Origin of the sequence: Mesorhizobium sp. M0106 (assembly GCF_040322715.1) — a bacterium.
Taxonomy (GTDB): Bacteria; Pseudomonadota; Alphaproteobacteria; order Rhizobiales; family Rhizobiaceae; genus Mesorhizobium.
The window spans coordinates 171,971-188,018 of sequence record NZ_JAMYUA010000006.1 but is presented as its reverse complement, the minus strand read 5'-3'; the positions used below and the strand labels follow the sequence as shown (position 1 = coordinate 188,018).

The 16,048-nt window shown below is 62.8% G+C and carries 16 protein-coding genes; 6 read left to right on the top strand and 10 right to left on the bottom strand.

What is annotated here, in order from left to right:
* Nucleotides 1-29 precede the first annotated feature (29 nt).
* The 3 genes from NKJ55_RS09105 to NKJ55_RS09095 all read right to left on the bottom strand — a co-directional run bounded on the left by NKJ55_RS09105 (nt 30) and on the right by NKJ55_RS09095 (nt 4,456).
* The gene (locus NKJ55_RS09105; RefSeq protein ID WP_352449599.1) at nt 30-2,402 is read right to left on the bottom strand and encodes an aldehyde dehydrogenase family protein; all 2,373 of its coding nucleotides are present in this window, start codon (nt 2,400-2,402) and stop codon (nt 30-32) included.
* 13 nt (nt 2,403-2,415) lie between these two features.
* Entirely contained in the window at nt 2,416-3,465 is a 1,050-nt protein-coding gene (deoC, locus tag NKJ55_RS09100; RefSeq protein ID WP_352449598.1) for a deoxyribose-phosphate aldolase, read from the bottom strand.
* Between the two features lie 163 nt (nt 3,466-3,628).
* Nucleotides 3,629-4,456 carry a ferredoxin--NADP reductase gene (locus NKJ55_RS09095; RefSeq protein ID WP_352449597.1) on the bottom strand — a complete coding sequence of 276 codons (828 nt, stop codon included), beginning with the start codon at nt 4,454-4,456 and terminating at the stop codon, nt 3,629-3,631.
* Nucleotides 4,457-4,674: 218 nt separating this feature from the next.
* On the opposite strand from NKJ55_RS09095, the gene NKJ55_RS09090 reads away from it, so the two are divergent.
* The 3 genes from NKJ55_RS09090 to NKJ55_RS09080 are packed head-to-tail and all read left to right on the top strand — an operon-like array spanning nt 4,675 to nt 9,191.
* Nucleotides 4,675-6,759, top strand: a complete 2,085-nt coding sequence (locus tag NKJ55_RS09090) for a hydantoinase/oxoprolinase family protein (protein WP_352449596.1) — start codon at nt 4,675-4,677, stop codon at nt 6,757-6,759.
* Nucleotide 6,760: 1 nt separating this feature from the next.
* Nucleotides 6,761-8,476 carry a hydantoinase B/oxoprolinase family protein gene (locus NKJ55_RS09085; RefSeq protein ID WP_352449595.1) on the top strand — a complete coding sequence of 572 codons (1,716 nt, stop codon included), beginning with the start codon at nt 6,761-6,763 and terminating at the stop codon, nt 8,474-8,476.
* Entirely contained in the window at nt 8,448-9,191 is a 744-nt protein-coding gene (locus tag NKJ55_RS09080) for a hypothetical protein (RefSeq protein ID WP_352449594.1), read from the top strand. The genes NKJ55_RS09085 and NKJ55_RS09080 overlap by 29 nt, the downstream gene beginning before the upstream one ends.
* 27 nt (nt 9,192-9,218) lie before the next feature.
* On the opposite strand, the gene NKJ55_RS09075 is transcribed toward NKJ55_RS09080, so the two are convergent.
* The 4 genes from NKJ55_RS09075 to NKJ55_RS09060 form a co-directional block, all read right to left on the bottom strand.
* Entirely contained in the window at nt 9,219-9,875 is a 657-nt protein-coding gene (locus NKJ55_RS09075; RefSeq protein ID WP_352449593.1) for a methionine ABC transporter permease, read from the bottom strand.
* Nucleotides 9,856-10,920: a methionine ABC transporter ATP-binding protein gene (locus tag NKJ55_RS09070; protein ID WP_352449634.1), complete on the bottom strand. Its 1,065-nt coding sequence runs from the start codon at nt 10,918-10,920 to the stop codon at nt 9,856-9,858. The genes NKJ55_RS09075 and NKJ55_RS09070 overlap by 20 nt, the downstream gene beginning before the upstream one ends.
* 134 nt (nt 10,921-11,054) lie before the next feature.
* Nucleotides 11,055-11,903, bottom strand: a complete 849-nt coding sequence (locus NKJ55_RS09065) for a MetQ/NlpA family lipoprotein (protein WP_352449592.1) — start codon at nt 11,901-11,903, stop codon at nt 11,055-11,057.
* A gap of 344 nt (nt 11,904-12,247) precedes the next feature.
* Nucleotides 12,248-12,547 (bottom strand): DUF1236 domain-containing protein, encoded by a 300-nt coding sequence (locus tag NKJ55_RS09060; protein ID WP_352449591.1) that lies wholly within the window; start codon nt 12,545-12,547, stop codon nt 12,248-12,250.
* A gap of 204 nt (nt 12,548-12,751) precedes the next feature.
* Here NKJ55_RS09060 and NKJ55_RS09055 point away from each other — a divergent pair, with 204 nt between their 5' ends.
* Nucleotides 12,752-13,504 carry a DUF1236 domain-containing protein gene (locus NKJ55_RS09055; protein ID WP_352449590.1) on the top strand — a complete coding sequence of 251 codons (753 nt, stop codon included), beginning with the start codon at nt 12,752-12,754 and terminating at the stop codon, nt 13,502-13,504.
* A 105-nt stretch (nt 13,505-13,609) separates the two neighbouring features.
* On the opposite strand, the gene NKJ55_RS09050 is transcribed toward NKJ55_RS09055, so the two are convergent.
* Both NKJ55_RS09050 and NKJ55_RS09045 read right to left on the bottom strand, forming a co-directional pair.
* On the bottom strand, nt 13,610-13,852 hold the full coding sequence (locus NKJ55_RS09050; RefSeq protein WP_352449589.1) for a polymerase: 243 nt from the start codon (nt 13,850-13,852) through the stop codon (nt 13,610-13,612).
* Between the two features lie 247 nt (nt 13,853-14,099).
* A complete protein-coding gene (locus NKJ55_RS09045; RefSeq protein ID WP_352449588.1) occupies nt 14,100-14,654 on the bottom strand; it encodes a DUF4142 domain-containing protein in 555 nt (184 codons plus the stop codon).
* A gap of 247 nt (nt 14,655-14,901) precedes the next feature.
* Between NKJ55_RS09045 and NKJ55_RS09040 the strand changes: the two genes are divergently transcribed.
* Nucleotides 14,902-15,132 (top strand): hypothetical protein, encoded by a 231-nt coding sequence (locus NKJ55_RS09040; RefSeq protein WP_352449587.1) that lies wholly within the window; start codon nt 14,902-14,904, stop codon nt 15,130-15,132.
* Nucleotides 15,133-15,207: 75 nt separating this feature from the next.
* Here NKJ55_RS09040 and NKJ55_RS09035 read toward each other — a convergent pair whose 3' ends face one another.
* On the bottom strand, nt 15,208-15,519 hold the full coding sequence (locus NKJ55_RS09035; protein ID WP_023720549.1) for a hypothetical protein: 312 nt from the start codon (nt 15,517-15,519) through the stop codon (nt 15,208-15,210).
* Nucleotides 15,520-15,828: 309 nt separating this feature from the next.
* Here NKJ55_RS09035 and NKJ55_RS09030 point away from each other — a divergent pair, with 309 nt between their 5' ends.
* Nucleotides 15,829-15,993: a DUF3309 family protein gene (locus NKJ55_RS09030; RefSeq protein ID WP_023677107.1), complete on the top strand. Its 165-nt coding sequence runs from the start codon at nt 15,829-15,831 to the stop codon at nt 15,991-15,993.
* Nucleotides 15,994-16,048: the final 55 nt, after the last annotated feature.

Sequence of the window (16,048 nt, the reverse complement as noted above, 5' to 3'; positions counted from 1 at the left end):
CGTCAAGCCCGGACGTCCCTCCGGGACACTCAGTCGCCGTAGGGCACCCAGACGTTCTTGACCTCGATCGCACGGCGCAGCAAGGCATCGCCGGCTGCTTCGTTCGAGGGCCAGTCGAGGCTGTGGCCGTTGCCGGTCCAGACGCGTTTGAGATTGCCGATGGACTCGGCCTCGGCCTTGGCGCAAGTCTCGGCGTCGGCGAACACCCAGAGCCCGTCGACATCGTCATGCTTGGCCAATACGCCGGCAAGCTCGGCGCTACGGCCGGTGACGATATTGATGGCGCCTGCCGGAACGTCGGAATATTCGATGACCTGGTAGAGGTCGGTGGCAAGCAGCGGGTATTTTTCGGATGGCACTGCGACTACCGTGTTGCCCATGGCAAGCGCCGGCGCCACCAGCGAGATCAGGCCAAGCAGAGGCGCGTTGTCCGACGCGACGATACCGACGACCCCGACCGGTTCGTGCAGTGCCAGCGTGACGGCGCGGGCCGGCGGCTGGTGGACGCGGCCCTCGAATTTGTCGGCCAAGCCGGCATAGAGGAACAGGCGCTCGATCGACAGCTCGACCTCGTCACGCGCCGCCTTGGCGGTCGCGCCGGTGAGCTGGGTCAAACGGGCGGCAAACTCGTCGGCGCGGCCGGACAGATTTTCGCCCAGGTAGTAGAGCACTTGGCTGCGGTTGTGGGCGGTCGCCTCCGGCCAGGCCTTGCAGGCGCGCGCGGCCGCGACGGCGTCGCGGATATCCTTGCGGTTGCCGAGACCGACCTCGCTGGCAAGCTTGCCCTTGGCGGTGGCGACGGCGAAGGAATAATTGCCGTCCGGCCGGACCTGCTTGCCGCCGATGAACAGCTTTGCCGTGCGGTCGATGGCATCGCCTTCGGCCTGCTCGACAGGTTGCGCCGAAGACGTTGCCGGTTTGATGATCGGGCCGAGCGGCAGTTTTGCCGAGAGATATTCGAACATGCCCTCGCGCCCGCCTTCGCGGCCAAAGCCGCTCTCGCGGTAGCCGCCGAAGCCGCAGGAGGCGTCGAACATATTGGTGCCGTTGACCCAGACGACGCCGGCCTTCAATTGCGGCGCGACGTGCAGGGCAAGATTGATGTTCTCGCTCCACACCGAAGCAGCCAGGCCATAGCGCGTGTTGTTGGCGAGCTCGACCGCTTCCTCGGTGTTGCGAAAGGTCATGGTGGCGAGCACCGGCCCGAACACCTCTTCCTGTGCCAGAATGTTAGCCGGCGAAACACCTGTCGCCAGCGTTGGCAGATGGTAATAGCCCGAGGAGGGCAGCGCCGAGTCCGGCTGCCAGCAGATCGCGCCCTGCTTGGCGCCCTCGGCGATCAGGCCCTTGACGCGATCGAGCTGAGTCAAGTCGACCAGCGGGCCGATATCGGTGTTCTTGTCGAGCGGGCTGCCGACGCGCAGCCGGCTCATCCGCGTCTTGACCTTGGCGATGAAGGCATCGGCGATGCCTTCCTGCACCAGAAGGCGCGAGCCGGCACAGCACACCTGGCCTTGGTTGAACCAGATACCGTCGACCAGACCCTCGACGGCGCTGTCGAGGTCGGCATCCTCGAAAACGACGAATGCCGACTTGCCGCCAAGCTCCAGCGACAGTTTCTTGCCCGAACCGGCGGTGGCTTTGCGGATGATCTTGCCGACCTCGGACGAACCGGTGAAGGCAATCTTCTGGATGCCGGGATGATTGACGATTGCCCCACCCGCTTCCGGCCCGCCCTGGACGATGTTGACGACGCCCTTCGGCACGCCAGATCGTTCACAGATCTCGGCGAACAGGATCGCGGTGAGCGGCGTGAATTCGGCTGGCTTCAGCACCACGGTGCAGCCGGCGGCGAGCGCCGGCGCGATCTTCCAGGCCAGCATCAAGAGCGGGAAGTTCCACGGGATGATCTGGCCGACGACGCCGACCCCCTTATGGCCTGGAAAATCCCTGTCCAGCGCTTGCGCCCAGCCGGCATGATGGATGAAATGGCGGATGGCCAGCGGCACGTCGATGTCGCGGCTTTCGCGGATCGGCTTGCCATTGTCGATCGATTCCAGCACCGCGAACAGCCGTTGGTGGCGCTGCATGGCGCGGCCGATGGCGTAGAGCACTTTGGCGCGTTGATAACCAGTGCTGGCGCTCCATTTCGGCAGCGCTTTTGTGGCGGCCGAAACCGCCGCGTCGATATCGGCGGCACCGGCATCCGACACCTTGGCCAGCAGCTTTCTCGAGGACGGATCGCTGGTGTCGAAGGTTTTGCCTCCGCTGGCTGCCTTCCAGTCGCCGCCGATAAACAGCGCTTTGCCGAAATCCCACGCGGCAAGCCACGCATCGGCCTCGCTGCGCGCCTCCGGCGCCGGGCCGTATTCCATGGCGTGATAGCGTTCGAGAATGTTCATGGCGCGCTCCGAATCACGCCATCGCGTGGCGATGATTGGCCGAGTAGTGGCCGGTCAGATGATGCTCGAGCTGGCGCTCGATATCGGTCAAAAGGCTCGATACTCCGAAGCGGAACAGCTCCGGCTCCAGCCACGGCCGGCCCAGCTCTTCCTTCATCAGCACCAGCCAGTCGAGCGAGGCTTTTGCCGTGGAAATGCCGCCGGCCGGCTTGAAGCCGATGAGATAGCCGGTTTCCTCGAAATAGGCGCGGATGGCGCGCACCATGGCAAGGCCGACCGGCAGCGTCGCGTTGACGCTTTCCTTGCCGGTCGAGGTCTTGATGAAATCTGCACCCGCCATCATTGCCACCATCGAGGCGAGCATGACGTTGCGCAGCGTCGCGAGGTCGCCGGTGCCGAGGATCACCTTCAGATGGGCCTCGCCGCAAGCGGCGCGCATCGAGACAATCTCGTTATAGAGCTCCTGCCATTTCGCCCCGAATACCAGGCCGCGCGGGATGACGACGTCGATCTCGTCGGCGCCGTCCCTTACCGATGCTTCGATCTCCTGCAGACGTGTCGAAAGCGGTGCAAGGCCATGCGGGAAAGCCGTGGAAACGGCGGCGACATGGACGCCGCTGCCGCGCAGCGCTTCGACGGCAGTGGCGACGAAGGGATGATAGACGCAGACCGCCGCCGGGCGGATCTTTTCACCAGTAATGCCGAGCCCCTCGGCAATGTCGCGACGGAACGGGTTGACCGCCTTGGCACAAAGCCGGCGCACGCGCTCTTCCGTGTCGTTCGAGTTCAGCGTCGTCAGGTCCATGCAGGCGACGGCGCGCAGCAGCCAGGCGGCCTGGTTATCGGCCTTGATCGAGCGTCTTTTGGTCAGGCTGGCGACGCGGCGTTCCAGCGCCGAGCGGTTGACGCCGCGCATCGATTCCATGAAGCCGAGATCGAGCCTCATGCCGGGATTGCGAGCAATGCCATGGGCTTGCGGGATTGGTGCATTGGCCGCGGCGCGCGCCGGCAGCGGCGTGATCTTGGACGTGCCGAGATCGGTTTCGCGGATTGTGCTGCTCATCTCCTGCCCCTTGTTCAGCGAGTTATGCCGAAGATAGACCGTGAAGCAGCGCTTCACGAGTCCTTCAAGCGGTCATAGCGGAAAAAGACAGTCAAGGCAGCCGATTTTTGACCGTATGGTCAAAATCAGGTTCGCAAACCAGTAGACTCTGAACTGCCGCGTCTCAGCCGACGAAGGCGCGCTCGACGACGAAGCTTGCCGGATGGTGCAGCGAGCCTTCCTGGAAGCCGAGGCTTTCGGCCAGTTCCTTGACGTCCTTGAGCATATGCATCGAGCCGCAGATCATGATGCGGTCGGTCTCGGGATTGAGCTTGTCGATGTCGAGATCGCTGTAGAATTTGCCCGAGCCGATCAGCGCGGTAATGCGGCCCATGCGCTCGGAGGTCTCGCGCGTCGTCGAATTGTAGAGCGTGACGCGGCCGCCGGTCAGTTCGCCGATCAGCGGGTCGTTCTCCAGTGCGGCCACCAGCTCCTGGCCGTAGGTGAGCTCGGCATTGTCGCGGCAGGTATGGGTCAGGATAACCTGCTCGAACTTCTCATAGGTATCGGGATCGCGCAGCAGGCTGGCGAAGGGCGCGATGCCGGTGCCTGTCGAGATCATGAACAGGCGCTTGGCCGGCGTCAGCGCGTCGACCACCAGCGTGCCGGTCGACTTCTGCCGCATGATAACGGTGTCGCCGATCTCGATCTTCTGCAGCTCCGAAGTGAGCGGGCCGTCCGGCACTTTGATCGAGAAGAATTCGAGTTCGTCGTCCCAGGCAGGGCTGGCGATCGAATAGGCGCGGAACACCGGCTTCTCGGCATTGGGCAGGCCGATCATGACGAACTCGCCGGAACGGAAGCGCAGCGATTGCGGCCGGGTGATGCGGAACGAAAACAGCCGGTCGGTATAATGCTTCACCGAGACGACGGTTTCGGCATAGACATTGGCCGGTATCGGGAACTGCAACGGCCGGGCGCCAGCAGTGTTGAACGCGGATGTGGTGTTCATCAAACCTAACCTTCCGGGCCAGCTCAGCGGCCGCGCCAAATCCTCACCTGCGCGCCCGAACCGGTCAGATTCCAGCGTGCCGTTTGCACACTCCGAAGCGGTAAGCTCTTGTGTCCGGAATTTATTAGTATACAAACGATATTTGCGTCAAGACGCCGCCGTAAAACAGCTTTCCAAACTAAGGCATGTAGGCAGTTCGGGCATTTCGGGTTTCGACAATGGGACAGAATTTTTCGGCGCAAGCTCTGGATTCGACGGGCAGCGTCGTCGCCGGTATCGATGTCGGCGGCACCTTTACCGACCTGCTTCTGATCGACGGCCGTGACGGCGGCCGGGTGCACATCGCCAAGACCCCGACGACAGTCGACAACCAGGCGTTCGGTGTCGTTTCGGCGCTTGGCGCCACCGGATTTCCGGTCGACGGCATCGACCTCATCGTGCACGGCACGACGACCACCACCAACGCGGTCCTGGAGCGCCGGCTGGCCAAGACCGGCATGATCACCACGCGCGGCTTTCGTGACGTTATCGAGCTTGGCCGGCGGACACGGCCGCAAGCCTATGGCATGACAGGCACGTTCGTGCCGATCATTCCGCGCAATCTGCGGCTCGAAGTGTCGGAGCGGGTCGAGGCCTCGGGCGCGGTGCGCATCCCGCTCGACGAGGCCGAGATGCGGGCAGCGATTTCACAACTGATCGCGGCCGGCTGCGAATCCCTCGTCATCCATTTCCTGCATTCCTACGCCAACCCGAGGCATGAGCGGCGTGCCGCCGAGATCGCGGCCGAGCTTTGGCCGAACGGCTACATCACGACAGGCCATGCGCTGCTTTCGGAAGCGCGCGAATTCGAGCGCGGCGTCACCGCTTCGGTCAACGCTTCGGTGCAACCGATCCTCGAACGCTATGTCGAGCGGCTGCGCAAGGAGCTGGCGTCAAAAGGCTACGCCCGCGACTTCCTGATCATGAACGGCAATGGCGGCATGATCTCGGCCCGCTTTGTCACACGTGAGTCGGCCAAGACTGTCATGTCCGGCCCCGCTTCCGGCGTCATTGCTGCCGCCTATACGGGAAAACGCGCCGGCTTCGAAAACCTGGTCACCTATGACATGGGCGGCACCTCGACCGACGTGGCGCTGATCCGCAACGCCGAGCCGGCGGTGTCGAACGAGATCGAGATCGAGTATGCGATGCCGATCCACGTGCCGATGGTGGCGGTGCATACGGTCGGCGCCGGCGGCGGCTCGATCGCCCACGTCGATGCGGCAGGCCTGATCCAGATCGGCCCGGAAAGCGCCGGCGCCAATCCCGGCCCGATATGCTACGGACGCGGCGGCTTGGAGCCGACCATCACCGACGCCAATCTGGTGCTCGGCAGGCTGGCGCCGAAGAAGCTGCTCGCGGTGGAAAACCCGGTCACCGTCGAACGGGTCACCGGCATATTCGAGGACAGGATCGGCCGCGCCACAGGCTTGTCCGGCGTCGAGGCGGCGGGTGCGGTGCTGCGGCTCGGCAACGTGAAGATGGCCGGCGCCATCCGCATGGTCTCGGTGTCGCGCGGCCACGACCCGCGCGATTTCGCGCTGTTCGCCTTCGGCGGCGCCGGGCCGCTGCATGCGACGGCATTGGCGCGCGAACTAGGCCTGCCGAAAGTGCTGGTGCCGGCGCGGCCAGGCATCACCAATGCTCTCGGCTGCGTCGTCGCCGATCTGCGCCATGATTTCGTCAACACGGTCAATCAGTCGGTGCCCAGTCTCGATGAAACCCAGCTCCATGAGACATTGGAACGGCACCGAAACGAAGGCGAGGAGCTGATCGGCAAGGAGGCGGTGAAGCCGGAAATGATCCGCGTCACGCATTCCGCCGACATGCAGTTCGTCGGCCAGACGCATATCATCAACGTGCCGCTGCCGTCGTCTGCGGTGACACGCGAGGGACTGCAGCACCTGTTCGAGAAGGCCTATTTCGCCCGCTTCAAGGTCCAGTTGCCGGAAATCCGCGCCAATCTGGTCAACCTCAACACCTCGGTCACCGGCGTGCGGCCGGCAATCGATCTGTCCCGGCTGATCGACCCGGCTGGGCGCGCCAAAACGCTCGAAGAGGCGCGGCGCGAGATCCGGCCTGTCTGGTATGGCGGGCGCTGGTACGACACGCCGGTCTACAGCAGAGAGAAGTTGCCGCTCGACGCAACAATCGAAGGTCCGGCGATCCTCGAACAGATGGACGCGACGACTGTGCTGGAGCCCGGCGACCGGGCGCGATCGGATGCCGACGGCAACATCATCATCGATATCGGCGAGGCCTGAGATGGAAAAACTCGACGCCATCACCCTTTCAGTCATCCAGGCGGCGCTACAGCAAGTCTGCGACGAAATGGACCTGACGTTTTCGCGCGCCGCGTTCTCGCCTGTCATCGCCGAGGCCAATGACCGTTCGGATGGCATCTATTCAGCGCTCGATGGTTCGCTGATCGCGCAAGGCAGCCAGGGCCTGCCGGTGTTCGTCGGCGTCATGCAGTATTCGACCAAAACCGTGATCGAGATGATCGCCGACGGACGCTGCCTGCCGCCCGAGCCGGGCGATATCTACATCGTCAACGATCCCTATCTCGGCGGCACCCACCTGATGGATGTGCGCTTCGCCATGCCGGTCTACCGCGACGGCAGGATATTCTGCTGGCTGTCGAACACCGGCCACTGGCCCGACATCGGCGGTTCGGTGCCGGGCGGCTTTTCCGCCTCGGCAACAGCGGTCGAGCAGGAAGGCTTGCGACTGCCGCCGGTGAAACTGTTCAAGAAGGGCGTGCTCGACCCTGAGATCTACGCCATCATCTGCTCGAACATCAGGGTTGCCGACCAGCGCATCGGCGACATCCGGGCGCAGGCGGCGGCACTGCTGATCGGTCAAGACCGACTGAACGGAATCCTGGATCGTTACGGAGATGAAACGGTCGTCGATGCGATCGCCGAACTGCGCCGCCGCGCCGCCGAACAGATGCGCGCGAACATATCAGCCATTCCCGACGGCATTTACCGGTCGCAGGCTTTTGTTGATTCCGACGGCGTGGTCAACGAGCCGCTGACTATCGCGCTGGCCGTCGAAAAACAGGGCGACACGCTCAGCTTCGACTTCTCCGGTTCGTCAAAGCCCTGCGCTGGGCCGATGAACAGCGTGCTGGCGACGACCTTGTCCTCGGTCTATCTCGCCATGCGGCACATTTTCCCCGACGTGCCGATCAGCGCCGGCGCCTTCGAGCCGCTGATCGTCAAGCGGCCGGAAGGCACCTTCCTCGACGCCAAATATCCGCGCCCGGTATCGGGCTGCGCGGCCGAGGTTTCGCAGCGCATTGCTGAAGCGGTGTTCGCGGCGATGGTGCAGGCGCTGCCGGACAAGGTGACGGCGGCCCCCGCCGGCTCCAGCGGCAATTTCGCGCTCGGCGGCAACGATCCGGCCCGCGGCCGCGATTATGTCATGTATCAGATCTCCGGGGGCGGGTATGGCGGCAATGCCGGTCACGACGGCCTGACCAATGGCTGCTCGACCATAGGCATCTCCAAGTCGCCGCCGGTCGAAATCATGGAGCAGGCCTTCCCGGTGCTCTACCGCCACTATGCCTTGCGCGAAGGCTCGGGCGGCGCCGGCAAGCATCGCGGCGGTTTTGGCCTCGCCTATGAGGTCGAGATCCTGCGCGGCGACGCCCGCGCCTCCTTCGTCATGGATCACGGCCGGTTCGGCCCGCAAGGCGTGCTCGGCGGCAAGGACGGCGCGGTCAACACGGTCACCGTGTTCCGCGACGGCAAGGAACATGTGCCGCCGCATCTGTCCAAGGAGCAGGACATCGCGCTGAAGACAGGCGACCGCGTGTGCGTCGGCACGCCTGGCGGCGGCGGCTACGGCGATCCGTTGCAGCGCGATCCGCAATTGGTCGCTCGGGATGTCAAGCTCGGCTACTATACCGCAGAGCAAGCCAGAGACCTGTTCGGAGTCGTAGCGGATGAGCAATCCAAATCCCCTGGAGGCTGATCTCTCGTCCGAACTGGCCCACGCAGTCGAACGCGTCTATGCCGCTTTCGCGTCTTATCCATCGCCCCGCCACCTGCATGGCTCGCCGTACAAGGATTTGGAATCGATCTTTCGGGGAGTATCCAGTGGTCCGCTTCGGGAGCTCAGTGGTGAAAACCTCGGCGCCTATGCCGGATCGGCCATATGGACGGTCGGCGACGTCGATGACTACCGGCACTTTCTGCCGAGAGTGCTTGAACTTGCCATCCAAGGCGAACCTTCGATGGGGTTCGACGCCAACGTGATTGCCGCAAAGCTCGAAAGGACCTCCTGGCGCGATTGGCCGTTGGAAGAACAGCAGGCTGTCGAGGTGCTGTTTCAGGTTGCCTGGCGAAAAGCGATGACCATACATCCCGATGAAGGGAACGCGGTTCCCTGGCTGGAGGGCATAGTGCTTGCCGGAATGGATGTAGCAGCTGCATTAGCGGCATGGCGTGATAGCCCTTACCCCGAGGCCATGTTGCACTGTGCGGACTTGATTACCGGCAACATCAAGACACTCGATAAGGGGCAGGTGATCTTCAGCGAACAGGTCACCACATGGCTTCTATCCGACAGTCTCGCCTGGCACTTGTTCACCGTCGCGGTCGAGGCTCCCTTGCGCCCCGACGATCGCGAAAAGCTCGCTTGGGCGAGCGAGACCATCGAGAACAATCTGAACTTTCCCGGAAATTAAAGGCGTGGATTGGCCGCGTTTCGCCGGTCACGCTCTGTGGTCCAGCCTCGCGACCAGCCGGTCGCCGGCCCACTGGATGCCGCAGACCAGGATGATCAGCACAATGACAACGGCGATCATGACGGATGTCTCGAAGCGCTGGTAGCCGTAGCGGATGGCGAGGTCGCCGAGACCGCCGGCGCCGATGGCACCGGCCATGGCCGAGGCGCCGATCAGCGTCACCAGCGTCACCGTGAAGCCGGCAACGATGCCGGGCAACGCTTCCGGCACCAGCACCTCGCGAATGATCGTCCAGCGGTTGCCGCCCATGGCGCGTGCTGCCTCGATCAGCCCGTGGTCGACCTCGCGCAGCGACACTTCGGCGATCCGCGCATAGTAGGGCGTCGCCGCGATCGACAGCGGCACAATCGCTGCCCAGGTGCCGATCGAGGTGCCGACGATCAGCCGCGTCACCGGGATCAGCGCAACCAGCAGGATGATGAAAGGCACCGAGCGGAAGCCGTTGATGACCGCTCCGAGCGCGCGGTTCACCCACAGGTTTTCGGCGATACCGCCGCGGTCGGTGGCGACCAGCGCCAGGCCGAGCGGCAGCCCGAAAACCAGCGAGATGAGGCCGGAGGCGGCCGTCATCAGGATCGTTTCCCAGATCGAACGGACGAGAAGCTCAAACAGAACCGGCGACATGGCCAAGCACCTCCACCCGCGCTTGGCGGGCTTTCAAGAACGCGATCACCTCTGCCAGGTGAGCTTCATTGCTGCCGGCGACCGCCACGAACAGTGTCCCGACAGGCTGCTGCTGAACGTGATCGATGCCGCCATGCACGAGGCGGAACGAGCCGGGAACTGCCGAGGCAAGATCGGACAAAAGCGGGCTTCGGGCGGCCTCACCCGCCACGTCGATCCTGAGGATCGCCTCCAGGCCGGCGTTCTGCGTTAGCCGGCTTGCGATCTCCGCCGGCAATTGCGGCCGGATGCCGCCGAGCAGGCTTTGTGTGATCGCCGACTTCGGATCGGCAAACACCGACCACACCGGCCCTTGCTCGACGATCCGCCCAGCGTCAATCACCGCGACACGATCGGCGATCGAACGGATCACCTCCATCTCATGGGTGATGAGCAGGATGGTCAGGCCGAGCTGCCGGTTGATATCCCTGAGCAAGGCGAGGATGGAGCGCGTCGTCTCCGGGTCCAATGCCGAGGTCGCTTCGTCGGACAGCAGCAGCGCCGGGCGCGCCGCAAGCGCCCGGGCAATGCCGACGCGCTGCTTCTGCCCGCCCGACAGCGACGCCGGATAGGCTTTCGCCTTCTCCGACAGGCCGACGAGCTCGAGCAGCTCGGCAGCGCGCGCCAGGCGTTCGGCCCTGGGCCGGCCTTCGATCTTGAGCGGCAGCGCTACGTTGTCTTCGACCGTCTTGGCAGACAGCAGGTTGAAATGCTGGAAGATCATGCCGATACGCCGGCGCAGCGGTTGCAATTCGCGCTCGCCGAGCCGGCTGATGTCGCGGCCTTCAATGAAGACTTGTCCTGTATCCGGCCGCTCCAGGCCGTTCAGGCAGCGTATCAGCGTCGACTTGCCGGCGCCGCTCCGGCCGATGATGCCGAGGATCTCGCCCTGGCGCACGCTGAGCGATACGCCGTCCAGCGCCGCTGTCGCGCCGAAGCGGCGCTTCAGCTCGATGAGGCGCACGACGTCGTTCGGTCCGGCGGAACGGCTGCCGACGGGATGCATGACTTCGGTGACCGAGGCGAAATGCTGGTTCATGAGAGTTCCTGTATTGGTGTCCCGCAAAACGCGATCGCGGTCCGCGTTGGAGCGCGGACCGCTTTATCATGCCGGGCTTCAGCGCCAAGTCGAGCTCGGCATCAATAGGCGCTGATGCCGGTTCCCTTGTAGACTCGGTCGAATTCGGCCTTCACCTTTTCGTTCTGGTAGGAGGCGACCAATATCTTTACCCAGGGCTGGTTTTCATTGCCGGCCTTGACCGCGATGAAGTTGCGGTAGGGATTGTCGGCCACCGCCTCCTGGGCGATGCGGTTCTCCGGTGTGAGGCCGCTTTTAAGCGCCCAATCCGTGTTGACCACGGCCCCGTCGAGGTCTTCCACCGAGCGCCCGACAATGCCGGCGTCCAGCTCCTTGACGACCAATTTCTTCGGGTTTTCGGCAATGTCGGTGGTCGTCGCCAGAATGCCGGTGCCTTCCCTGAGCTTGATCAGACCTTCGCTCTGCAGAACGCGCAGTGCGCGGCCCTCATTGGACGGGTCGTTCGGCACGCCAATGACGGCGCCTTCGGGCAGGTCGGCAATCTTCGTGTACTTCTTGGAATAGAGGCCGATCGGCCAGACCCCGGTATAGCCGACCGGGACGATGTGATAGCCCTGCGTCTTGATCTGGTTGTCGAGATAGGGCTTGTGCTGGAAGGCGTTGGCGTCGATTTCGCCACGCTCGAGTGCTTCATTCGGCTGGGTGTAGTCGTTGAACACCACGGTCTCGATCGTCAGCCCCCTCTCCGCCGCCTGGGCGGTGACGACGCGCCACACATCCTCGTCCTCGCCGCTCATGATGCCGACCTTGACCGCCGTCTTGTCTTCGGCGAACGACGGCGCAGCAAGGCCGACAATCGCAACCGCCGACGCGAAAAGTACAGCCAGACCGGCGCGCCGGTTTATACTTGCGGAGAGAAATGAGAGCAAAGTGTTGGTATTCCAAGACATGATCTATCCCGTCGGTTCTGAAGTCGTTGCGGCCAGGCGGAGTGCCAAGCCTTGCCGGCATCATCGGGAATGCTGACCATCGGATCAAAGCACCGTATTTCCCGCGAAATGCGAAGCCAGGAATATTCTCTCAAAGTTACGGGCCTGGCGAGCACAGGGCGTGCTGGGATCATGCGTTCTAAGCCAATGCTGGTTCAGAAATTGTCCGGACGTCGTCTCCGCTACGAGGCCCGCCGTGCTTCGAAGCGGCGGGCCTTTCTGCGTCCGAATGCCCAACACGGGCAGCAGTGTGGGATTCGACAATGCTGGACGCGCCGCATGTCCCTTCAAAGCGACGCGCTTGCTCACTCGATGACCTTTACAATCCTGCGCGTGCCAGGATCGACCAGGACGGTCCGATTGTCGACGACGACGTAGCGGTATTTGACGTCGGGAACCTCATGAAGCTCGACGGTATCGGGCAGGGTCGAGCCGACATTGAGCTCCACGCCGGGAAGCTGGACGGACGCCAGAGGCTGCTTTTTCACATACTCGCGTACGATCGTCTCCTGCTGCGGTTCGATGATCACGTCCTGAGCGGCAGCGGCGCCAACACCCGCAAGCAGCAAGAACCCAGCCGCGGCGGCCGAAAGATGCATTCTCATGATCGTCTCCTTTCGTCGTGAGCCACCTCTGCGCTGCGCCGCGTCATGCTGTTCGCAGCGGGGTCGCTATAGGCCGGTAACGTCATCAGGTGGAGCTTGTTCCGCCACTCGGATCGCTTGCCGTTTCGCTCCATTATTTTGGAACAAAGTTTTTTAGCCGCAGTTTTGCGCGGTGAAGGGACGCGTTTTCCAAGGAGATCTCTCATGAAGGGCGTTCTGATCACCAGCATGCTAGCAATCAGCGTCAGCTGCGGGGCTGCACTTGCCCAGACGCAGCAGTCGACCGACGACCAGTCCGGCGCCAATTGTGCAGCCGGCACTGCCAATTGCCAGAACGGCGCCAAGATGGGCGAGCAGGCTCAGGGCAAGGCCGGCGCTGCAACTGATCAACAGGCGCAAGGCAACAAGAAGCTGAAGACCGATGAGCAAGCCAAAGGCAAGGCCGGCGCAACGACTGACCAGCAAGCCCAGGGCAAGGCTGGCGCCACGACTGACCAGCAGGCCCAGGGCAACACAAAGATGAAGACCGATCAGCAAGCCCAGGGCAAGGCCGGAACCACCACCACCGAGCAGGCCCAAGGCAACACGAAAATGAAGACCGAGGAGCAGGCTCAGGGCAAGACTGGGACCACGACCACCGAGCAGACTCAGGGCAATGCCTCGACGCAGACGCAAGACCAGAGTTCGACCGCTTCCATCAACAATGTGACCGTTGAACAGAAGACGGAGATCACGCAGGTCATCAAGGAGACGAACGTCCAACCGGTTTCCAGCGTCGATTTCGACATCTCTGTCGGTGTCGAGGTTCCGCGAAAGAAGGTCCGGCTGCATCGCCTGCCGGCGCGCATCGTCAAGATCGTTCCGGCTTACGAAGGCTATGAGTATTTCGTGCTCGCCGACGGCCGGATCGTCATCGTCGACCCGAATACCTACAAGATCGTGATTATCCTGACCTAGTCGTGGCCAGACGGTCTACCGTGGGTTGATGCACCAAAAAGGCCCGCCGCGCAGCTCGGGCGGCGGGCTTTTCCGTACCCGGCTCGAGCGTCTGCAAATCGCAAATCAAGGTCCGTCCTCGGGGCGAGGAGTGAGCACGGTGTGATCGATGGTGTCGGGCAGGCAGGGACTGGGCACGCAGCTTGTTCGGACTGACGCGGTGGTCATGGCATCGATATCCGTAACCAGCACCATTCTCGCGTAGTGCCGCGGCCACAGCGGGTCTCCAAACAGGACGAAGACGCCGCCAATCATCAAGGCCAGCAACATGAGAGCCGTAACATTTGCAAATATCTCGCCGTAGCGCATGAAGGCAGCCTGTCCCGTTCGGAAAGCGATTTCAGCCTGTGACAGCGGCGACCAGGACGGCGCCGAAAGCCGGCGCTACTATCCTTGAGGCCCCGCGAATGCCGCCTTCCATTGGATCCTCCCCGAACAAGCCGGATAAATAACGACACTCTCGGTGCTTTGTTCCCGGCCGTGTCGCCGGACGACAGCCGCGTCACACAGGCCGTGTGTGGGGCGGCCTTTCGTTTGCAAAAGGCACTCTTCGCTCTCATTGATGCGCGGCAGCGAGGTCCTTGACATGACGTTCGTGCATTTGCAGCACCGGCAGCGTCTTCTTGGCAAACTCCTTCATCGCCGGATCGTCGCCGGAATTCGCGTAAGCGGAAAACAGCGCCACCGCTTCCTTATGCGCCTGGGTCTGCATGTCGATATATTTCGATTGGAAGCTGTCCCCGCTGGCCTCCTTGAGTTGGTCGAGCAGCGCCTGGTGCTTGGTGTCCAGCGACGGGCCGGCTGGCGCGGTGGCCGAAGTCGTCTGACCCTTGCTGAGCGCCGCCTTGAAGTCCTCGCCGGCCTTGGTGTGGTCCGTGACCATTTGCGCCGCGAATGCCTTCACGTCGTCGGCAGTCGCCTGCGTCTGCGCAAGTCGGCTCGATTCGATTTCGAATGTATTGGCGATGGGCACGGTCTTGACGAACGTTGCGGTGTCAACCTTGCTCATGGTGTCGGTCGTTAGAGGCGTCAGCGTCGCCGATTGGGCAAAAGCAGCCAAAGGTGCGCCGGCCATCATCGCTGCCGCAGTGATGGATAGAAGGGTTTTCATGGGGGTTCTCCGAGGCTGATGTCATCCCTCCGCTGGCTCAACGCGCAAGCTGCGGCGAGGTTGCCTGGTCGTGGCGGCCACAGCTGCCGCCACGCCAAACAATGGTTTGGAAACGCAAAACAAAAGACGCCGGCTGCGTCCTGCAAAGTGCAACGCAAGCCACGAGATCGTACGGAATCGTACAAGCTCTTTCGCTTTGCGGCAGTCTTGCTATCGTTGGCTGGGAGAGAGATGGGTGGAGGCTTCCGTGGGGCAGATCAAGTCGCCGCTAGGAATCGGTATTGACACCGACGCTGCCGTTCATACCATCATGGCCGACTATCATTCCGGCGACATTCTCTCGACCACCGTCGTCATAGCCGATTTGCGCAAACGCTTTCCCCGGTTCCCGCAAACCGACGAGGAGCTGGTTGGCTTCATCGTTCGGGCGCTGGACGGTCGGGATATCGCGGTCAGCTTCGACCACCGCGGCCGCTAGGCTGATTTTACGGCAAAACCAGCCGGCCGCGGAGCTTATGCTCCGCGGCCTCGTCAGGCTGTGATGACCGGGCGCTTACTTGCCGCAGTGGTTGTCGTTCACCGTCGGCGCCATCGTGCCCGGAGCCTTGCCGGTCGCATCGGGCAGAGCCCCCTGCGGGCCCGGCGGGCAATTCCGGTCGGCATTCGAATTCGTCGTTGAGAAATCGCGAATGCTATTGGTGATGGTCGAATCCGTGCCGGTGTCAGGGCCGCCATTATCCGGGACTACGACCGTCCGCCCGCTACCGTCGGCAGCGGCTCCGGACGGGTCGCCGACGTTCTGGGCCATCGCTGACGTGGCCAGACCGATCGTAAGCGCCGAAGCTGCGAGAATTTTTGTGAGCATGATGCTTCTCCTTTTTACGAGGGTCGTCGCGTTGCGACTACGAAAACAACCGTTCGGGCGGGCGAAGGTTCCGACAAATTCCCCATGAAATTCAGCATGTTCTCAGGTGTTCAAGGCGGCCGCCATGCCATTCTCCGCGGGCATGCTTCTGTGGACTTTTCTAACGGCACAGCCCGGCATTTTGCTCGCCGTATGAGCGTACGCCTTACCGTTCCGCCGGAACAGGAATGCTTCTTGCGAGTTCATACCTTTGTACAATGCGACGCGCTGATGCGAATGGCGGCAGCGCAAACAAGGAGAGCAGACATCATGGGCCTTGGAACCATTCTCATCATAATCTTGGTCCTTGCCTTGCTTGGCGGCTTCAGCGGCTTGGGCGGCGGACCGTTCTATGGCACCGGCTATTACGGTGGTGGCGGCCTCGGCCTGGTGCTGCTTATCGTCATTATCCTGGTCCTGCTTGGGCGCATTTAATGCATGTCGCGCAAAAGTGTGCAGCGGTTTTGTGATAGCGACATGCATAAAACAG